23 protein-coding genes are annotated in these 19,053 nt (G+C 53.4%); 7 read left to right on the plus strand and 16 right to left on the minus strand.

Going from position 1 to position 19,053, the window contains the following annotated elements; all coding sequences use genetic code 11:
• Positions 1 to 8: 8 nt before the first annotated feature.
• Entirely contained in the window at positions 9 to 881 is an 873-nt protein-coding gene (locus FIV00_RS12635; protein WP_152501079.1) for a LysR substrate-binding domain-containing protein, read from the minus strand.
• A 114-nt stretch (positions 882 to 995) separates the two neighbouring features.
• Between FIV00_RS12635 and FIV00_RS12640 the strand changes: the two genes are divergently transcribed.
• The 3 genes from FIV00_RS12640 to FIV00_RS12650 all read left to right on the plus strand — a co-directional run bounded on the left by FIV00_RS12640 (position 996) and on the right by FIV00_RS12650 (position 4,251).
• A complete protein-coding gene (locus tag FIV00_RS12640) occupies positions 996 to 1,988 on the plus strand; it encodes an NAD(P)-dependent oxidoreductase (protein ID WP_152501080.1) in 993 nt (330 codons plus the stop codon).
• Entirely contained in the window at positions 1,985 to 3,460 is a 1,476-nt protein-coding gene (locus FIV00_RS12645; RefSeq protein WP_152501081.1) for an aldehyde dehydrogenase family protein, read from the plus strand. The genes FIV00_RS12640 and FIV00_RS12645 overlap by 4 nt, the downstream gene beginning before the upstream one ends.
• Before the next feature lie 356 nt (positions 3,461 to 3,816).
• A complete protein-coding gene (locus FIV00_RS12650) occupies positions 3,817 to 4,251 on the plus strand; it encodes a RidA family protein (protein WP_152501082.1) in 435 nt (144 codons plus the stop codon).
• Between the two features lie 141 nt (positions 4,252 to 4,392).
• Here FIV00_RS12650 and FIV00_RS12655 read toward each other — a convergent pair whose 3' ends face one another.
• The 4 genes from FIV00_RS12655 to FIV00_RS30555 all read right to left on the minus strand — a co-directional run bounded on the left by FIV00_RS12655 (position 4,393) and on the right by FIV00_RS30555 (position 6,304).
• Positions 4,393 to 4,980, minus strand: coding sequence for a hypothetical protein (locus FIV00_RS12655; protein WP_152501083.1), 588 nt, complete (start codon positions 4,978 to 4,980; stop codon positions 4,393 to 4,395).
• Between the two features lie 98 nt (positions 4,981 to 5,078).
• Positions 5,079 to 5,528, minus strand: coding sequence for an SRPBCC domain-containing protein (locus tag FIV00_RS12660; RefSeq protein WP_152501084.1), 450 nt, complete (start codon positions 5,526 to 5,528; stop codon positions 5,079 to 5,081).
• Positions 5,529 to 5,543: 15 nt separating this feature from the next.
• On the minus strand, positions 5,544 to 5,960 hold the full coding sequence (locus FIV00_RS12665) for an SRPBCC domain-containing protein (RefSeq protein ID WP_152501085.1): 417 nt from the start codon (positions 5,958 to 5,960) through the stop codon (positions 5,544 to 5,546).
• Positions 5,957 to 6,304, minus strand: coding sequence for an ArsR/SmtB family transcription factor (locus FIV00_RS30555; RefSeq protein ID WP_371419572.1), 348 nt, complete (start codon positions 6,302 to 6,304; stop codon positions 5,957 to 5,959). Before FIV00_RS30555 ends, FIV00_RS12665 begins: the two co-directional genes overlap by 4 nt.
• A gap of 778 nt (positions 6,305 to 7,082) precedes the next feature.
• Between FIV00_RS30555 and FIV00_RS12675 the strand changes: the two genes are divergently transcribed.
• From FIV00_RS12675 to FIV00_RS12685, 3 genes are all read left to right on the plus strand, one after another.
• Complete coding sequence (locus FIV00_RS12675; RefSeq protein WP_152501087.1) at positions 7,083 to 7,607, plus strand: PAS domain-containing protein; 525 nt, start codon at positions 7,083 to 7,085, stop codon at positions 7,605 to 7,607.
• A 48-nt stretch (positions 7,608 to 7,655) separates the two neighbouring features.
• Positions 7,656 to 8,804: a methyl-accepting chemotaxis protein gene (locus FIV00_RS12680; RefSeq protein WP_152501088.1), complete on the plus strand. Its 1,149-nt coding sequence runs from the start codon at positions 7,656 to 7,658 to the stop codon at positions 8,802 to 8,804.
• Positions 8,805 to 9,000: 196 nt separating this feature from the next.
• Positions 9,001 to 10,572 (plus strand): DUF427 domain-containing protein, encoded by a 1,572-nt coding sequence (locus FIV00_RS12685; RefSeq protein WP_152501089.1) that lies wholly within the window; start codon positions 9,001 to 9,003, stop codon positions 10,570 to 10,572.
• A 7-nt stretch (positions 10,573 to 10,579) separates the two neighbouring features.
• Here the strand turns inward: FIV00_RS12685 and FIV00_RS12690 are convergent, their stop codons facing one another.
• From FIV00_RS12690 to FIV00_RS12710, 5 genes are all read right to left on the minus strand, one after another.
• Positions 10,580 to 11,731, minus strand: a complete 1,152-nt coding sequence (locus FIV00_RS12690) for a hypothetical protein (RefSeq protein WP_152501090.1) — start codon at positions 11,729 to 11,731, stop codon at positions 10,580 to 10,582.
• A gap of 79 nt (positions 11,732 to 11,810) precedes the next feature.
• A complete protein-coding gene (locus FIV00_RS12695; RefSeq protein ID WP_152501091.1) occupies positions 11,811 to 12,608 on the minus strand; it encodes a hypothetical protein in 798 nt (265 codons plus the stop codon).
• Positions 12,609 to 12,640: 32 nt separating this feature from the next.
• Positions 12,641 to 12,886 (minus strand): hypothetical protein, encoded by a 246-nt coding sequence (locus FIV00_RS12700; protein WP_152501092.1) that lies wholly within the window; start codon positions 12,884 to 12,886, stop codon positions 12,641 to 12,643.
• A gap of 278 nt (positions 12,887 to 13,164) precedes the next feature.
• Positions 13,165 to 13,446 (minus strand): antitermination protein, encoded by a 282-nt coding sequence (locus FIV00_RS12705; RefSeq protein ID WP_152501093.1) that lies wholly within the window; start codon positions 13,444 to 13,446, stop codon positions 13,165 to 13,167.
• Positions 13,447 to 13,711: 265 nt separating this feature from the next.
• On the minus strand, positions 13,712 to 14,134 hold the full coding sequence (locus tag FIV00_RS12710) for a MarR family winged helix-turn-helix transcriptional regulator (RefSeq protein ID WP_152501094.1): 423 nt from the start codon (positions 14,132 to 14,134) through the stop codon (positions 13,712 to 13,714).
• A gap of 119 nt (positions 14,135 to 14,253) precedes the next feature.
• On the opposite strand from FIV00_RS12710, the gene FIV00_RS12715 reads away from it, so the two are divergent.
• Positions 14,254 to 14,703 (plus strand): hypothetical protein, encoded by a 450-nt coding sequence (locus FIV00_RS12715; RefSeq protein ID WP_152501095.1) that lies wholly within the window; start codon positions 14,254 to 14,256, stop codon positions 14,701 to 14,703.
• A gap of 74 nt (positions 14,704 to 14,777) precedes the next feature.
• Here FIV00_RS12715 and grxD read toward each other — a convergent pair whose 3' ends face one another.
• The 6 genes from grxD to FIV00_RS12740 all read right to left on the minus strand — a co-directional run bounded on the left by grxD (position 14,778) and on the right by FIV00_RS12740 (position 18,980).
• On the minus strand, positions 14,778 to 15,113 hold the full coding sequence (grxD, locus tag FIV00_RS12720) for a Grx4 family monothiol glutaredoxin (RefSeq protein ID WP_152501096.1): 336 nt from the start codon (positions 15,111 to 15,113) through the stop codon (positions 14,778 to 14,780).
• Between the two features lie 5 nt (positions 15,114 to 15,118).
• Complete coding sequence (locus FIV00_RS30435) at positions 15,119 to 15,250, minus strand: hypothetical protein (RefSeq protein ID WP_256366686.1); 132 nt, start codon at positions 15,248 to 15,250, stop codon at positions 15,119 to 15,121.
• Between the two features lie 102 nt (positions 15,251 to 15,352).
• A complete protein-coding gene (locus FIV00_RS12725) occupies positions 15,353 to 15,586 on the minus strand; it encodes a BolA family protein (RefSeq protein ID WP_152501097.1) in 234 nt (77 codons plus the stop codon).
• A 44-nt stretch (positions 15,587 to 15,630) separates the two neighbouring features.
• Entirely contained in the window at positions 15,631 to 17,829 is a 2,199-nt protein-coding gene (gene purL / locus FIV00_RS12730; protein WP_152501098.1) for a phosphoribosylformylglycinamidine synthase subunit PurL, read from the minus strand.
• Between the two features lie 178 nt (positions 17,830 to 18,007).
• Positions 18,008 to 18,454 (minus strand): hypothetical protein, encoded by a 447-nt coding sequence (locus FIV00_RS12735; protein WP_152501099.1) that lies wholly within the window; start codon positions 18,452 to 18,454, stop codon positions 18,008 to 18,010.
• 7 nt (positions 18,455 to 18,461) lie between these two features.
• Positions 18,462 to 18,980, minus strand: coding sequence for a hypothetical protein (locus FIV00_RS12740; RefSeq protein ID WP_152501100.1), 519 nt, complete (start codon positions 18,978 to 18,980; stop codon positions 18,462 to 18,464).
• Between the last annotated feature and the right edge of the window lie 73 nt (positions 18,981 to 19,053).

Here is a 19,053-nt window from a genome sequence, read left to right on the forward strand (position 1 = left end):
TGATCGCACTATTGGAACAGCTCTCTGAGCCATGTTTCAACTCTTTGTGCTGAAGGTTTTCGCATTGAAGATCCTTCCCGGTGAAGCAGATAGTGGGTCTGCAGCGCGGGAATGGCTGTGTCAAAGGGAATGGCAAGGCGTCCGCTTGAGGCCAGCTGCCTCGCAACGCGCCCCAAGAGCAGTGCGACACCTCCCTTTGCTGCGGCCCATTCTACGGCAGAAAGCGAGGTGTCGACGGTGATGCCTCGATCTCCAGGCATAGATATTCCCTGTGCGTCAAAAAATCTGGCCCAATGGTTTTCAAATCCAAGAATGTGGATCAACGGGTATTCTGCCAGGTCTGCGGCCGAATGCAGGTTTACTGCAAGGTCCGGGTGACAGACAGGAACCATGACCTCCAGGCCAAGCGCCTCCGCGTGAGCGCCTGGCCAGTTTCCTGTCCCCAAGCGGATTTCGATATCAATTCCGGTTTCAAGAACGGTGTCCGCCCAGATGGCAGACAGCAACCTGATCTCAATCTCGGGGTACTCGTTTTGAAACGAGGCGAGAGCCGGCGCAATGATGAGAACGGCCTCGGAAATAGGTGCTCGAATTGTGACCGAGCCCGGAGCGGTTGTTCCAAAGAGCCCTGTTGTTGAAACGGCGAGGTCTGTCAATGCCTTGCGGACAGAAGGCAGATAAGCCTTGCCGCTGGCCGTCAGGTCCACTTTCCGTGTGCTGCGAATAAGGAGCTGATGTCCAAGCTGCTGTTCCAGGGCCCTGATGTGAGTGCTGATGGCAGCCTGGGTCAGGCCAAGTTCTTCTCCGGCAGCCGTGAAGCTGCCGTTGCGGCTTGCGGCTTCAAAACTTCTGAGCCATTGGAGGTTCGGGACTGACAGCATTTTCCAACTCATAAAAAAATCGATGCAATCAACCTAAATTATATCGTTTCTCTTTTCCAAACTCGAGCGACAAACTGAAGGCATGTTCAAACGATTGCCGAAAGGGCACCTTTCATGCGTGTCGGTTTTATTGGTCTAGGAAATGTCGGCGGAAAACTGGCCGGAAGCATCTTGCGCAATGGTTATCAGCTGGATGTTCATGATCTCAATCCGCTCCTTGTCGAAAAGTTCGTATCTCTGGGAGCGAACAGGGCCGCCACGCCCAAGGAAATGGCCGGTAGATGCGACGTTGTCATCACCTGTCTGCCGACTCCATCGGCCTGTGCATCGGTTGTCGAAGGGCCAGAAGGCCTTCTGGAAGGCATGGGGCCAGGCAAGATCTGGGCGGAAATGTCCACCACAGATGCCGATGAGACAAGACGCCTGGCAGGACGTGTCATCGCCGCAGGCGGCGAAGCGATCGAATGTCCGGTCTCCGGTGGCTGTCATCGTGCTGCCACCGGGAACATTTCAATCTTTGCGGGATGTAGCCGCGAGACGTTCGAAAGGGCCTTGCCTTTTCTGACGGTGCTCGGTCGGCGGGTTCTTCATACAGGTGATATCGGCTCGGCTTCCGTCTTGAAAGTGGTCACAAACTACCTGGCGACGGCGAACCTCGTCTCATTGGCGGAAGCGCTGGTGACCTGCAAAGCTGCCGGAATGGACTTGAACACGTCATACGAGGCCATTCGGATCTCGTCCGGTAACTCCTTCGTTCACGAGACGGAAAGCCAGGTGATCCTCAATGGCTCTCGAGACATTTCCTTCACCATGGACCTGGTTGCCAAGGACATTGGACTGTTCCAGAACTTGGCTCAAAGTCACGATGTGCCCTTGGAAGTGTCGCCCTTGCTGAACCACATCTTCGCCGATGCGATTGGCCGATACGGAGAGCGTGAGCTTTCACCCAATATTATCAAAAGGCTGGAAGAGGCGACCGGACTTGAGGTCCTTGCTAACGGATTTCCACCCGAGATGATTGACGACGAACCGGAAGAGCCTGGATACGAGGTAAAGCCTACGCAAGATGTCTGCATTTGCGATGAACGGGAAGGTGCGGACGGATGATTGAAAAGCGCCAATTCTATATCGGCGGAAGGTGGGTTGAGCCGCTTGGTCCTGATCAAATGGACGTGGTCAATCCTGCAAACGAAGAAACGGTTGGAATAATCTCGATGGGCACGGCAGCCGATGTCGACAAGGCTGTCTCGGCGGCAAAGGATGCGTTTCCTGGCTGGGCTGAAACGTCCATTGACGAACGCGCGGCGCTCATCGAACGGATCATCGAGGTCTACAAGCGGCGAACACCTGAAATGGACGCAGCGATCCGGCTGGAAATGGGGGCTCCCCAAACCTTCGCACGCGAACAGCAGACGCCAGCCGGTATTGGCCATTTGATGGCAACACTGGAAGCATTGAAATCTCACCGTTTCGAGAGACCGTCGCCGCGTGGAGGAAGCTTGATTGTGCACGAGCCTGTCGGGGTTTGCGGTCTGATCACACCCTGGAACTGGCCAATCAATCAGATCGCCGCAAAAGTTGCTCCAGCGCTTGCCGCGGGATGCACCATGGTTCTGAAGCCAAGTGAAATAGCGCCTCTTTCCGCGCTGCTTTTTGCTGAAATGCTTGATGAAGCAGGCTGTCCTGCCGGTGTTTTCAACCTGATCAACGGCGATGGCCCAACTGTCGGTGCGGCGATGTCGGCACATCCGGACATTGATATGATGTCCTTTACCGGTTCGACACGGGCAGGGGTTTCTGTCGCGCAGAACGCAGCTCCCACTGTCAAACGTGTTGCGCTCGAACTTGGCGGCAAATCGGCAAATCTGCTTTTTGCCGATGCGGATCTGGAATCCGCTATCCGATACTCACTGGAGAGCTGCTTCCTAAATTCGGGCCAATCCTGTGATGCGCCGACCAGGTTGCTGGTAGAGGCAAAGGTCTACGATCTGGCCGTAGACCTTGCAGCGGAGTTTGCCGGTCAGACCAGGGTCGGTGACCCGGCACGGGAAGGAGCGCATATCGGGCCCGTCATCAGCGGTCTGCAGTATGAAAAAATCCAGGGTCATATTGAACGTGCCATTGCCGACGGCGCCAGACTTGTTGCTGGAGGTCCCGGCAAACCGGACGGGTTCGACAGGGGCTTTTTTGTCAAGCCAACCGTTTTCGCTGACGTAACCAATTCAATGGCCATTGCCCGGACCGAAGTCTTCGGCCCGGTTCTGGTCATGATCCCCTTTCAAACCGAGGAAGAGGGGATCGCCATGGCAAACGACACGCCATACGGTCTTGCCGCCTATCTGCAAACCGGCGATCAGGACCGCGCGAACCGGGTTGCGCGAAAGTTGAGGGCGGGAAGCGTTTACATCAATGGTGGCAGTCCGGATTGGGATGTGCCTTTCGGTGGCTACAAACAGTCGGGGAATGGTCGCGAATATGGCGAGTTTGGCCTTGAGGATTTTCTGGAGGTGAAGGCCATCACGACTGCGTGGGTGTGGTCATTTGATCAGGCGAACACATCCAATTTTTCGCGAATTTGACCAGTGCAAGAACTCGGGCGCGGCATTTTGAACGCTTAAAACGATACGTCGACAAGTCTTGGATGAGATGAAACATCATTCAGTCGCGAAGAGTTGGCAGTGCGCACTTCAGTGCTTTGCCAATTCCTGACCCATATCCACACGCCAAAGCTCAACTTTGGTTCTTGGTCGGAGGCAAGGTATCAATGCCTGCAAGGCCGGGTTCAGTCAATGAACCCAAATTGGATGACGATCAAAAGAGAATTAACTTTTGCTCAAAAAGAGTATATTGTGTAAAGTTCCGTTAGCAGGCTTCAAGCCCGTGAACGGGTCTTGAGTGTTCAGACCGGTGCAACTCCCGACGGTGAGGCAGCGACATGGCAAAAAGTTTTGATCCTTCAGATCTCTGGAGCCCTTTTGGTGCCTTTTCTCAGGCTGTGATCGTTGGAGAAGGAAAAACGATCTACTTAAAGGGGCAAGTTTCGCTCGGACCAGATGGTGAGGTTGTCGGTGAGGGGGACATGGCGGCTCAAGTTGCTCAGGTCTTGAAAAACATCTCCTGTGTTCTGGACGCTATGGGTGGACGAATGAGCGACATTGTTTCACTCCAGCAATTTACGTCAGATATTCAAGCCTTCATGCGCTGTGCTGAAATAAGGTCACGTTTCTTTGACGCGCCTTATCCTGTCACAACAACTTTGGAAATCTCATCGCTTTATGACGCAAGATTGCTTGTTGAGATAACCGCCATTGCTGAAATCCCTGTAAGCCGCTTTGTCATGCCAGATGCCGCGTTGGAAAAGCACCAATAACTCAAATGCAAAGCGCACTGTTCGACCGCCAGGTATAGCTGAAGGATGAACACTCTTTGGAACAGTGTTACGCCTGAGCGAAATGCGTCTTTAAGATGCCGACGGTAACGGTTTCAATCCAAATCGAAGGAAGCCAAAAAGTCACAGCGGGGTAAGGTCACGCGGGAGCCTAGCGGGATCGTATCTTCGTCCATATGTGGCCTGTCCAATGCTTGCCGCGGCTGCGAGACCAAGCAGCCCAAAGATGATGAGACCGGGACGCACGAACCATTGCGCGTCGGCGCGCATGTTCGTCCAGAGGAAAACAAAGAGTGCTAAATCGACGGCAGCGCACACAGCGAATACCGTCCATCCTTTGACTGGAGACCCCTTTGCAAACCCTCGCAAAAACCGGATTTCTGTTTTTTGCCTGGTATCCAGACAGCGATGCAGGTGACGCAGGAATTCGAGATATGTCCGTGCCCGGACCCTATCTGGAGCACCGGTCACAGAGGCTCCGCTGACTTTTATTGTCTTGCCGTCAGCAAACCTGATCAAAGCCCGTCCCGCGGGGTCAGCGATCTTCGGCTTTTCCGCCCAGAGCCTGATTTCTGTAATATCGGCAAGCGATCGCGCTTCACGAACCGGGTCCTTACCCCACTCAAGTCGTAAATCACCTGTGATGCGCAGTACCAGATCGCGAGACTGCAGTGCTCCATCAATTGATGTATTTAGCGAATAACCATCCATGGACACGATACCAAGCGGTGCGCTCCTTAATGTGCGATTGATAACTCCACCAATTAAGCTCTGCTAAAGCTCATCTTTGGGAAGAATGCAGGAGTTCCTCATTGTTCGTGCTGGAACGGTTGCCCTTCACCTTTTTCAAGATAGGGTTTCAAGCTTTCCAGAAGGAAAAAATTCCATCCTGCTTCGCAGATATCCCAGCATTCCATGCTTTCAATGAGCCCTTCATGAGTAAACTCAAGTCGCGTTCTGTTTTCGTCCAGTTCTATCAAATTCCACAATATCCTTGTTCCGGTCCATTCGTCGTCCCGCTTCAAGGTATCGTTTGCATGATAGTGTTCTAAAATGTCCCACTCGATGCATTCATTGGGTACCAACTTGGCGACCTTGATGTGGTTGTATGTTTCTCCGAAGCGAGTGGAAAAAACCATCCCCACTTCCGAAGCATCGCCAGAGCCAGTCGTCCACCAGTTTACAACGCCGCTGGTTATCGCTGCATAGATGGCACTGGCAGGCACATCGACTTCGACAATTCTTTTGTATCCAGCCATAGTTTCTGATGCCTCCTAGCATTCAAGATTGAAAAGTAACTCTTTGAGTTGGCGAAGTTTTTGAGGCCATCCCGAGGACAGGCTTTCGATGTCTTTGCGAGTTGTCGTTCCGGTATGACGCAGTGAGAGTTTGGTGCCGCCTTGGAAAGACTGAAGTTCGAATGAAACACGCGTAGGTTCTTCAATGTCAGTGCTTTCCCATAGCCACTCCATCAATGTGGGTGCCTCGAGTGTGAGTACTTCACAATGAGTGAAGCCGCGCCAGTTCTCAGTGGCGTTGCCGCGAATGGTAAACTTATGACCAACAACAGGCTGAAAATCACATGGCATCAGCCATTCGGAAATTGCAGCAGGATCAGTCAGTGCCTGCCACACACGTTCCAGGGGGTGTGGGTAGAATTCTTCAAGATTCAGATTGAGGATCTGGCTCATTCCTGCCCGTCACCCTCTTGTCGGTTTAAATACTCGCCAAGGCCCTTGAGGCGATTTTGCCAATACGGCCGGTAGAGGGCCGTCCAGTCGTGAACTGTTTGCAATGGCTCAAATCGTGAGCGGTAGAGCCGTTTTCTGCCATGAGTTTTGCTCTCAACCAGTCCGACTTCACGCAGTACACTTAGATGTTGCGAAACTGCCGAGTACGTAATCCCGAGTTCCTCAACACAATCTCCGACAGGTCTCGATTCATGCGCGAGAAATCCAAGCAGGGCCCTGCGATTGGGATCCGCTATGGCATGAAAAACGTCTGATGTTGCTTTTTGTGGAGGCATGCCATTCATTATTTTAGTATATACTTAAATGTCAAGAGTGACTTTCAATCCGGGTCAATCAAACCGGGATGAGTTTCCCTGAAAGTGAGATGCAGCTCTCTGACTTTGAGTGGCACTTGATCCAACCAAATGGTCCTTGAAAACTCGTGGCACACCTCGAGTTCACGAATGTTGTATCCTGAAAGGCGTTTCCTGGGCCTTGCGCTCAGGAGTGCCGAAACGAGACTTGCCAGAGTGGGGCTTCATCCGGATCGAGTATTGGCCACCGCATCGTCACGCGGTCCAAGAGATCATCTTCCTGGTATTCGCAAACACCAACAGTGACACGGCTGCGGCGCGGTGCCGGTGGGTTAACCGACCAGCTTCCTATGAGTAATTGCTGTCAATACAACTTAAAGGCTTACTGTAAAGAACTCTAAGTTTAATTCCTGGTTGTGTATTCGCGGCAAACTTAAGTACATTCACTTATGCACGTTTGCATTGAAATACATTTTAGATCATTATCTCTGGTGGTTTTACTTGGCATTTTGCGGAAAATTTGTCGTGAAATGCCAAAACTCGGTGCTCATTTAACATCTCAGCAAGATTTTTGCCTCTAGGTCATATCTCTAGATTTCCTGGGGGTGGGAAAATTTTGGGAAGTTTTGGTAAGTTATTCTGTCTCTTTGTGGGCCGGATAACGTTGCCAAAATTTCATTTCGTTTCCCTGTCGTTTTTCAAAAAGCAACTCATCAGGTGATCTTTGGAGGAAGTCTTTAGGACTATTGCCTGCAAGGGAGATTGATGTATGGCCAAGGATGTAATTGTTACCGGTGTCGAGCAGTTTTTCGGTGATGATGAAATCATCGTCAGTAAAACGGATCTCAAAGGCCGGATCACCTATTGCAATGATGTGTTTCTCAGAATTGCCGGATACACCGAGAAAGAATGCCTCGGCGAACCGCACAACATCATTCGTCATCCGGACATGCCGCGTTGCGTTTTTGATCTCTTGTGGGGACATATCCAGGATCGACGCGAGATTTTTGCTTACGTGGTCAACCGCTGCAAGAACGGCGACCACTACTGGGTTCTCGCCCATGTGACGCCGAGCGTCGACAACAACGGAGACGTTGTCGGATATCACTCGAACAGGCGGGTCCCGGACAGAAATATTCTGGAGGGAGTTGTCGCTCCTCTTTATGCCGATTTGGTTGCCGAAGAGCGCCGTCACGCCAACAGAAAAGACGGCCTCCATTCCTCGAAGGAAATGGTGGCCGGCATCCTGCAGGAACGAGGCGTACCCTATGACGAGTTCATTGCCGGTCTTTGAATTGGCCAATTCTCGAATGTCATTTGTCAGTTTTGAAGGTTGGAAAAAATGATTGGCGACAACAGATCAGCGGTCAAGAAAGCGCTTGAAGTCGTGGAAGCCGTTGCAGACGGTGATTTCGAGCGCCGCATCCTGAATATTTCCGAAAAAGGCGATGCCGGCAGGCTGCTTCATGCGATCAATCGGTTGATCGACAGGTCTGACGCTTATGTGCGTGAAACCAAGGCTTCTCTGGAATATGTTTCCGAAAACAAATACTTCCGGCGAATTTCGACCAAAGGCATGACAGGTGCATTCGGTGTTGCCAGCGAGTCGATCAATATTGCCATGCAGGCCATGGAGGAACGCGTCGGTTCTTTTACCGGGGTGGTGGAGAACTTCGAAACAAAAATGGCAACAGTGGTTGAATCGGTCACGACGGCTTCGGGCGAGCTTGAAGATAGCGCCAGGTCAATGGATCAGTCCTCTACTTCGATGGACGAGCAAGCAACGGCAGTGGCATCGTCTGCCGCCAATGCGTCGTCCAATGTCAGTTCCGTCGCGGCAGCTACCGAGCAGATGACGCAGTCGGTAAGCGAGATCAACCAACAGGTCAGCTATTCGGCGCAAATTGCCGGCGAAGCCGTAAATGAGGTGGAGAAAGCCAACCACGATATCAAAATGCTGGCTGAATCTTCCGACAAGATCGGCGAAGTTGTTTCGCTTATCACCGACATCGCAAATCAGACCAATCTCTTGGCGCTCAATGCGACGATCGAAGCAGCTCGGGCCGGCGAAATGGGCAAAGGCTTTGCCGTTGTTGCATCCGAAGTCAAGGAACTGGCCAGCGAAACGGCCAAGGCAACGGACGAGATCGGTGCGCAGATCAAGTCCATTCAATCGGCAAGTTCGCAGGCAGTTGAGTTTATTGGGTCGATCGGTACAACCATTTCCAAAGTCAGCGAAATTGCATCTGCAATCTCTGCGGCAGTTGAAGAGCAGGGCGCTGCGACGGCGGAGATCGCTCGTAACATCGAGCAGGCGTCGGCTGGTACGAACGAAGTAAGTTCCAACATCGGCATGATCACCAACATGGCCGGGTCGACGAAAACCGAGGCCAATCATGTCTTGCATGCTGCCTCAGGATTGTCGGAGCAGGGTGAGATGCTTCGCCATGAAGTGGACGGTTTTTTGAGCGAGGTGCGTCAGGTCATCTGACGCGGTCCAGTCTTATCAAGGCATTCAGAACCGCAGATCGGATAAGCAACCGGTTTGCGGTTCTTGCATTCAAGGTGCCTTGTGTGATCGGGCAAGCTCTTTCGGCAGATGATTTGCCTGGAAACCTTGTTGGTGTGGGCTGGAGCACCCGTGGAACGTTCTGGACAGTTCCCGCCGGGATGCCTATTTCTTTGAGATGACAGTGCGCGCGCAACGAACGGCAAACGATTATGGTGTCTTGGTGGAGCCGCTCACCGGCGAGGTGACTGCCTGGCGGAACAACGTCGTTCTGGCAAGATCCACCAGGGCCCGTGTCATGTATGAAACCCGGCTTCCTCCCGTGGTTTATTTTCCTAAGGACGACATTCGCGCAGATCTGAAACCGGCACCTGATCACCGGACATTCTGTCCGCTCAAAGGCACGGCCTCATACAGCGATGTTCAAGTGTCAGGTGAGACGATTGAAAATGGCGCCTGGCATTACCCGACCGCCTTGCCTGAAGGGCAGGCCGTTGACGGGTTTCATGCGTTCATGCCCGGTGTTGCCTCTCGCATTGAATATGACGGCAAGCAACTGGACACACCCTTTGGGGGCAATATTTCCGGGCCGATTGTCGATTGGCTGCTGCGCGAGGCATGGACGGCACGGACGGCTGAGGAGCTCATTTCAGCTTTGGGCAAAAAGCTTGTCGAGGACGGTGTCGCCGTTTGCCGGATGACCGTGTTGATCTGGTCCCTTCATCCGATGATCGCTGGCCAGAATTCGATCTGGCAGCGGGACACGGACGAGGTTACCAGCCGCTATCCTTCGTACGAGCTTCTGGAAAGTCCGATTTTCAAGAACAGTCCGCTGCAGCATGTGGCAGACGGGTTGGGCGGCGTGAGGCAGAAACTCGATACCAACCCAGACGAATTCAACTTTCCGATCATGGATGATTTGAGAGAGCAGGGTGTTACCGACTATGTCGCGATGCCGTTGCCCTTCTCCGATGGTCGGATCAACGTGTTGACGTTGGCCTCTGACCATCCGAATGGTTTTACGACAGCCAATCTGGGATTGATTTTCGAGTGCTCTGCGCTCATCAGCCGCTTGTTTGAGGTCTTTGCCCTCACGTCGAATGCGACAACGATCCTGGAAACCTATCTTGGCAAGAGAACCGGCGCACGTGTTCTGGGCGGGGAAATTCGCCGTGGCGATGGCGAAGTTATCGACGCATCGATCCTGTTCTGCGACCTGCGTCATTCGACGCGGCTGGAAACCGAACTCGGGCGCGATGCTTACTTGTCCGAGTTGAACAGGTTCTTCGAAGTGACGACCGAAATTGTCAACGAGCATGAAGGCGAAGTTCTGAAGTTCATTGGCGATGCGGTTCTTGCTATTTTTCCCGCAGGTGGGGATCGCGACAAGGCCTGTCGACAGGCAGTGGCCAGTGCAGATCAGATCGTGCAACGTTTGGCCGTCCCCGAAGAAGACGGCAACGGCATTCCCCTGACATGTGCCATCGGCATTGCCTTTGGTGAAGTCACCTATGGAAATGTAGGCTCAAAAGAACGCCTGGACTTCACCGTGATTGGAAGCGCGGCCAACATTGCGGCCCGGCTTGGCGATCATGGCAAGGTTGTCGGCCATCCCATCATCGCGTCAAAAGATGTTGCCGAGGAGGCCGATTGTGGAGCAACGCCATTGGGCGCTGTTGAATTGCACAATGTTGCAGACCCCGTCGAAGCCTTCGCCGTTAGTGTCTGCCCGGCCGAGACTGCTTCGTAGCTTAAGTTTAGTCCAATTTTGGCGTACCGCGTTGGAGTGTGCGATCAAAGCCTCTCAAATAGGCGAGCCAGAGCAATGGTAGAAAAGCGGCCAGGGCCGCAAGCAGCATCGGCAAGATGCCCTGATTGTTGTCAATCAGATGTCCGAATAGGGGTGGACCGATCAGCGTTCCGGACAAAGTAGCGATCAATAGCAACGCCTTTGCTTTGCTTGAAAACTTTTCCGACAAGGCAGCCATGAATGAGGCGGACAACAGGTTCAAAAACAATTCGAATGCAACAAAACTGAATACAATGAAGATGAAACTCTGTTGAGTTGCGATCAGGATCCCTGAAGACGCGAGCGCTGCCGAAAAGAGAATTTGAAACCAACTTCCGTGTCGGGTGCCGCGCATGGCAACCCAAAGGATCACGAGTGCAATCGTAGTTTTTGAGAAGCCTATGGCCAACGACGTATTGTCCAAACTGAGATCGTTGCTCGCTGTGAAATGGGCGGTGTTGGATAAGAAGCCGATTTGCCCGCAAAAGAATAAAAACAGCAAAGCCAAGCCAAAGCCGTCCAGTCCTGACAGGTGTCCCTTTGCTGGCGGTGCATTGTTTGCACTATGCGTTGGAACTTTCCGCCAAAGCACCAGACCACTTAGAAACACTGCTATCAGGCCCAGCCCGAACAATGTGATCAGAAGTCGGTAGGTCTGATCCGTCTCAAACAGGGGAAAGCAAAGTGCGATCAGGCCGGAAATAAAAAGTGCGAAAGAAAGCCGCCACGCAAAGGCCTGGAGTTTCATATTGGATTGGGCAGCTGTCATGATGCCGAATTGCATCAGGAAGCCACATGCCAGTCCGATCGCGAACCAGCAAAGAGCAAACATGAGAGGCGCGCTCACCCATAGGGACAGGAAAAGCGCTGCAGCATATACGCAAAAGACGAAAGCCAATGCAGGTCGCGCGAGCATTTCATATCGTATTCTTGCGGCCAGGAACGCGGCTACGATCTGACCCGCCATGATACAACTCACCACGCTTCCTGCTTCGGCATTCGAAATGGAGCGCGTGGCAAGCAGAGTTGCGATGAGCAAAGGAGCAATATGGAGGGGGATGGATCCAGCCGCAGAAAACAGGGCTGCCCCGACTGTGCGCCTGGTTTCGGTGGAGTTCACTTTTGCCGACATCTGTCGAAGCGAGCTTTGCAAGAGAATGCGTGGCTTGAAGCGAGGCCATTCGACTCAAATTCGCGTTTCATTCCTCAGTGCCTGCCTTCTTGCGACGGCGCGTCGCAGCGCCATATCCACCAGGACGATGACTGTCACGCTGTGTCATGTCGCGAACGGTTCCACGAAAACCATTCCAGTCGAAGGGTTGATCGGGTCTGCCGAGAGTTTCCTGAATTTCTGTCTTGAGCGCGGCGTCCTGGTAGCAGGCTCGCTCAATTGGCTGGACTTGAAACAACGGCTTGAAATGCGGAATGTAGATTTCTTGCCCCGTCGTCAGGAGCTTGATGTTGATGAAAAGCGGACAGGGTTGAAAGAGATCGGTCTCGACAAGGCCTTCATAGCAGACAAAAGCGCTGCGCGTGTCATAGTTGACCGGAGGTCTGATGAGCGTACTCCAGCCAGCTCGAGAACTGACAAAATAGCCAGACCAAATCTGAATCGAGCCGGGAACGAAGAGTTCAGATAGATAAGGCGGGTCCAGATCACGCAGGTCCTCAGGAGCATTCTCCTCCCAATGTTGCCTGAAATCCTCATCCTCGAAGTTGGTTGATTTAACCGGATACCATTGATCGTCTTCGTAAAAGAAGCTCTCTTTTCCATCGAAAAGAAGGTGGATGTCCTTTGGAGGATAAACATACCATCCAAAGGAGGAAGCTTCCCGCATGGCTTGGCAGTATTGAAAGGCCGCTGCAGGCATGGTGCCTGCTGCGCTCTTTTCCGCTCGCCGGATATCCGGCGCTGATGCGAAAGCCTTCGTAAAGCGGAGCACTGCCTCGCTTTCTGTTTCCGGGACAGATCCTCCGACAGTGGTGGAAACAGTCATGGTTTTGTCCATTCGCCGGAGGATCCGTTCAATCAGATACGCACAGGTGCGACACCGCCACCCATTGAGCTTCGGGAACTCATTTTGACTTTAACAGGTGCCAAGCCCCCTCCGATCGATGCCTTTGCAGATGGCTTCACTACAGGCGCGATACCGCCGCCCATGCTGCTGCGCGAAAGCGGTTTGAGAGTAACCGGCGCGACCCCACCACCCATGGAGGCGGGCGCTGCGGTTTTGACCTTTGTAAGTGGCTTCGTTGTTCTAATTGTCTTGTGCATCAGAGAATTCCCCTTCTGGTAGCGTCAATTAAAATTTACACTTAACAAAATTAACTATGTTTCCAGCATGAAGTGCTGTCAATGGTTGAATTGTTTTTCGAAAGTGCACGGCTGAATTGTAGAAGGCAATTCGTGGAGAGCGCTTGATCTGTCAAAGGCGATCGGCGTTGAGAACCGGTTTGAACAGCTCATCAAAGCACCGTTGGCCAACTATCCAGATTGTATGGAGAGTGATTTCCTGACTGAGACTACAGAATAAAAAAGATCTTTTTTCCGGTTCAGCGGACGGTTTTCTCGCCGTGGAAGCCGCCCATTGGTTGGTTGCGTACCAGAATTACCAAGCCTTGCTTGCTAGGCTCCGCGTCGTTCTGGGCAACACCACCGTAATTTGCGCAGAGTTCTTCGGCGCTTTTGTTTTGGGTGGGAGTGAACATGGTGATTGCCTGGCAGTCGACACGCCGCAGCTCGCTGTCGGTGATCGACCCACCCGACAAGCTAAAGCCAAGCCCGGCCAGAGCCAGCGCGAAAGTGGTGGTGGTTGCAAAGCCAAACTTGTTCATAATCCCCGGTCCCATTTCCCGGCCCACCGTTTCGGCAGGCCCTGCGATATGGTCGGAAAATGGCGGAACACACCTGTACTCTCACTGAAATCCCCATTCACCTGACGTTCAGCTTAGGTGATTCGCTAACATTTGCCGAACAATCGGCCAAATTTGGCCAAATTCGATTCGGGTTTGCGTTGGATAACGTGTGATTTTTCGCGGTTTATCGCCAAACGCGAAGTCGAGCCGACTTAGGTCGGTGGCCCGGGAAGTCTTCATTTCCCTAGAGCGGAGATTGGATTTTCTTCAAGAGTGCGCGTAGCTGCTCCTGCTCGCTCTTGGAGAGCGGCTCCAGAATGTCTGCAAGCGTGTCGGCAACCGCCTGCTGCAGTTCGGCAACCGCTTCCTGGCCCTGGGACGTCAAGGAAAGGACGCTTGCGCGGGCGTCGCTCTGGTCCGGAACTCGGTCGATTAGTCCCTTGGCTTCCAGAACCTTGACCGCGCGCGTCATTTGCGACTTGTCCCGGTTCATTCGGGCAACCAGTTCATGCAGCCGCACAGGTTCCATCTCGGCCAGTGTGAGAAGCAGAACACCTCCCGCAGGGCCCAGCTGATGACGATCAAACTCAGATGAGCGTGCATTCAGTGACAGGTGAATGCGGCGCATGAACCGGTCCGTGAGATTTGCAATTTCGATATCAGGCATACGTAATTTGTTGACTAAGTCCACTAATTATAGTTGATAATGTCAACTTAATTGAGGGGTTGCCCACAGATGCCAAGGCGACACATTTGGCTCGGGCTGTTGTTGCAAGGCGTAGGATCATGACTGAGACACAACGAATTTTACTGAAGTTGGCTGCGGTCCTTTGGATCGTCTGGGGTCTTGTACACGCATTTGCAGGTGTTGTCGTGCTCACCACGGATGCATCTCAAGGATTTGCCGCGATCGCCGATGCGGTTCAATCGGGCCTGTTACGTTCCAGTTATCACCCGGCTGTTGAGGGGATACTCAACCAGCATGGCTGGAACCTGCTTTGGTTCGGGTTGGTCACAATTCTTGGATCATGGTTCATATGGCGTGGCAACCTCACGGCCATCTGGGTCACTGCGCTGGTCGGTGGTATGGCCGACATAGGTTACTTGCTGTTCGTGGACATTCCCGGCTTTGTTCGGTTTTTCCCCGGCACGCTCATGACGATTGTTTCAGGGTCGGCGGTCCTGTTGAGCTTTTGGGTTTGGATACCGCTGCGGCGAACCGTCAAAGGTGTTTGAGTAAGTCAGGGGAAAAACAAAAAAGGGACGGAAAATCCGTCCCTTAAGGTCAGTTCATCAGAAACTGATTCAGCTTATGCCGTCTGCTGAGTGGTCTCAATACCCTTGTCGGTGAAGAGGCCTTGCAGTTCCTGGTTCTGGAACATTTCGCGAATGATGTCGCAACCACCAACAAACTCGCCTTTGACGTAGAGCTGCGGAATGGTCGGCCAATTGGTGAAGTCCTTCACACCCTGACGCAGTTCGTCGTCTTCAAGAACATTGATGCCTTTGTACGGGGCACCGACATAGTCAAGGATCTGAACAACCTGGCCGGAAAAACCACATTGCGGAAAATTCGGTGTACCCTTCATGAAGACAACAACATCGTTGGTGTCGACTTCGTTCTTGATCCAATCCTGGATGCTCATATTCGTCAGTCCTTTTGTTTCGCCGGCGCGACCAGTTGACGGCCGGTGCGATAAATCAATCCAGTCACGGCTCTCCAGATACGAACTTCCATGATCAGCATCGCCAGAAGAGCGGTTGCGAGAAGAAGCCAGATCATTCTTTCTCCGTCCACTTTGCCGTCTATCTGTCGTCGACAGGCGGTAAATTCAAGGGGCAAACCAATTAAGCGGCAATCGTTCCGATCGGTTTGCCATCAAACCTAGTCCGGGGCCTTTGTCTGCAGGGCAAGAGCGTGCAGCGCGCCGCCCATGTTGCCCTTTAGGGCCTCGTACACCAGTTGATGCTGTTGAACGCGGCTTTTGCCTCTAAACGATTCAGAGACAACATTTGCGGCGTAGTGATCGCCGTCGCCAGCCAAATCCCGGATCTCAACCTGAGCATCGGGCAATGCCTCTTTGATCAGTGTTTCGATCTCATTTGCGTTCATCGGCATCGTGCATCAGTCCTTTTGTATTGGTTCCTGAAACTCAGGCAATATTAAGCTGTCGCCATGTAATCGGGGAACCAATCTTCGTGTGCTTTTTTCAAGTTTGCAACGGATATGGTGAGAACACCCTCAACAGTCAAATCATCACCACCAGTTTTCCCGATTTGCTGAACCTCAATACCGGCATCAATAATGTCTTCAAGCACAGCTTCGACCTTGTCTGGCGCAACCGTCAGCACATAGCGTCCCTGATCTTCGCCGAAAAGGGCCGCATGGGCTGGGCCATCGATCCTGACATTTGCGCCAAGTCCACCTGCAATTGCCATTTCTGCAAGGGCAACACCCAGGCCGCCGGAAGAAATATCATGAACTCCGGATAGCCGAGCTGCACCGATGAGTTGACGAACAATCGTTCCGCGCCGCTTTTCCGCAGCCAGGTCAACTGGAGGAGGTGCTCCTTCTTCGCGGCCCAGAACATCGGCAAGATATTGTGAGGCACCCAGATGAGTGCCAGGCCCACCTACGACAAGGATTGCATCACCTTCCTCGGCAAAGGCTGCACCGGCGCGCACGGTGACGTCCGGCAACAGTCCGACGCCGCCAATGGCGGGGGTCGGCAATATCGCTTCGCCGTGCGTTTCGTTATAGAGAGAGACGTTGCCGGAAACGATGGGAAAATCCAGTTCTCGGCATGCTTCGCCAATGCCTTTGATGCAGCCGACGAACTGCCCCATGATTTCAGGCTTTTCCGGGTTGCCGAAATTGAGATTGTCGGTTGCGGCAAGCGGCTCGGACCCGACGGCAGTCAGATTGCGCCAAACCTCCGCGACGGCCTGCTTACCACCTTCAAAGGGGTCGGCTTCGCAATAGCGTGGGGTAACATCGACCGAGAAAGTAAGACCCTTGCGTGATCCCTCAACGCGAATGACACCGGCATCGCCACCAGGCGTTTCGGCCGTGTTGCCCTGGATCAGCGTATCGTATTGCTCATAGACCCAGCGACGTGAAGACCCGTTGGCGTTGCCGACCAAAGTGGTCAGCGCTTTTGCATAGTCTTCCGGTTCTGCAATGTCGGACGCATTCAAAACGGGTCGTTTCTTCGGTTCGACCCAAGGGCGGTCGTATTCCGGCGCTTCATCGCCCAGTTTCTTGATGGGCAGGTCAGCCACCACGTCACCTTGATGTTTGACCACGAAGCGGAGCGTGTCGGTGGTGATGCCGACAATGGCAAAGTCCAATCCCCATTTCCTGAAAATGGCTTCGGCTTCATGCTCCTTTTCGGGCCTCAGTACCATGAGCATGCGCTCCTGGCTCTCAGACAGCATCATCTCGTAGGCGCTCATGCGCTCTTCGCGTACGGGAACCTTGTCGAGGTCAAGTTCGATGCCAAGGTCGCCACTGGCGCCCATTTCAACTGCGGAGCAGGTCAAGCCAGCAGCACCCATATCCTGAATGGCAATGACGGCACCTGTCTCCATCAGCTCCAGACAGGCTTCCAGCAGGCATTTTTCCGTGAAAGGATCACCGACCTGAACAGTTGGGCGCTTTTCATCAATGGTATCGTCGAATTCAGCAGACGCCATTGTTGCACCGCCAACGCCGTCACGGCCGGTCTTGGCACCAAGATAAACGACGGGAAGACCGACACCTTCGGCCTTTGCGAGAAAAATCGCGTCAGATCTGGCAAGACCCGCAGCAAAAGCATTTACCAGGCAATTGCCGTTGTAACGGGCGTGGAATTCGACCTCGCCACCAACTGTTGGAACGCCGAACGAGTTGCCGTAGCCGCCGACGCCCGAGACAACACCTGACACCAGGTGCTTTGTACGCGGATGATCGGGTTCACCGAAACGCAAGGCGTTCATGGCTGCAACAGGGCGCGCTCCCATGGTGAAAACGTCCCGCAAGATACCACCGACGCCTGTCGCGGCCCCCTGATAAGGTTCGATGTAGGACGGGTGGTTGTGGCTTTCCATCTTGAAGACCACGGCCTGGCCGTCGCCAATATCGACGACACCGGCATTTTCTCCCGGACCTTGAAGAACGCGCGGTCCATCCGTCGGCAGTGTCTTCAGCCATTTCTTGGAGGATTTGTAAGAGCAATGCTCGTTCCACATGGCGGAAAAGATGCCGAGTTCGGTGAAGCTCGGTTCCCGGCCAATCAATTCCAGGATGCGCTCATACTCATCCGGTTTCAGGCCGTGGGAAGCAATCAGGTCGGGCGTGATCTTGATGTCGTTCGGGATCATGACGTTCCAGTATTTTGGGACCGCAGAATCTGGGCCGCAAGGACGCGGGCAGGCGTTGATGCCGCCGTTTAGCAGATTGTCCAGGAAATGGGGAGAGTGCGCGCAAAACTTTGTGGAGGATAGCCTGATTGATCCCCGGCAAGGCAGTCTTTGGCACAAAAATCGTGTCTCCAGACCGTCAGGCCATGCCAAGGCCGCTCTCGATCGCATTGGCGAGGTTTGAGCCGTAAAAGCTCAGCTTGCGGGTAGCACCTGTTTCGGGATCCTTGATCTCAAGCCGGATGGCCTTGGTAATCAGCAGATCGCTGCGCCGTGCGCTGGCAATGGCGTGCCAGGGGATCAGGATCGGGGTATGGCCTATTCTGAAGAAGATGACCGGCCGCAGATAAATGCCCGCATTCGAGAGCGTGATGTCCAGACAGTTTCGGTAGCTTGCAAACAGACCGAAACTTGCGCTGCCCCAACGCCAGCTATGCCCTGGCGGGGGCCGATTGCCCGGATAGAGCCGGGACAGGCGTGACCACCCACCAAGCCGGCTGATCAGAAAGACAATAAGCGACCAGAGAAGCCCGAAGCACAGGAAAAAACCCGGTACGATCAGAATGAGAAGAGCACTGTCGGTCACGCTTGTCCTATCCGTCTTGGAGTGAATTCGTGTCCGGGTTCCGGTGATATCCGGGCCCGATTGTGAGCGGTCTGGAAGGCATGGACCTTGGCGCAACGCTGCTTTTCAAAGACGTTTGGTGCCGTTCGATTTCCGCACCTGTGGTTCCGTCAATCACCGTAAGGACTGCGAGATATTCGTGGTCCGCAGCCACGTCCGTAAGAGACGGTGTTTCGAACTTGTAGTTCCGCTTTGCAGCGGTAACCGTCTGTTCCAATTCGATCGTTCCGCCCGCAGGGTCCTCAAATTCAGCCAGAAGGCGTGTCCCGGGCGGGAGCGGTTTGACAATCCCCACGGTGATCCCGCTGCGAATGTCGGCAACCCGGTAGTTGTATATGAACCCGCCACCGGTGATTTCAGCAAAACCCGCCTTTGCCAGAACAGTCTGGTTGTGACGATAAACAGCAGCAAAAACGCTGGCGCAGTAAACTGCAGCAGAGACAACGGCAAAAACCGCCCACCGGTGAGATGATCCTGACCGTGTCACTGCTGTCCCTTCTTGTTGAGCACCTGAGTGGATAGGGCTGCAACGGTCCCGGCCGCCTTCATCAACCCGGCCT

The sequence above is a fragment of the Labrenzia sp. THAF82 genome (genome assembly GCF_009363435.1).
GTDB classification, from domain to species: Bacteria; Pseudomonadota; Alphaproteobacteria; order Rhizobiales; family Stappiaceae; genus Roseibium; species Roseibium porphyridii.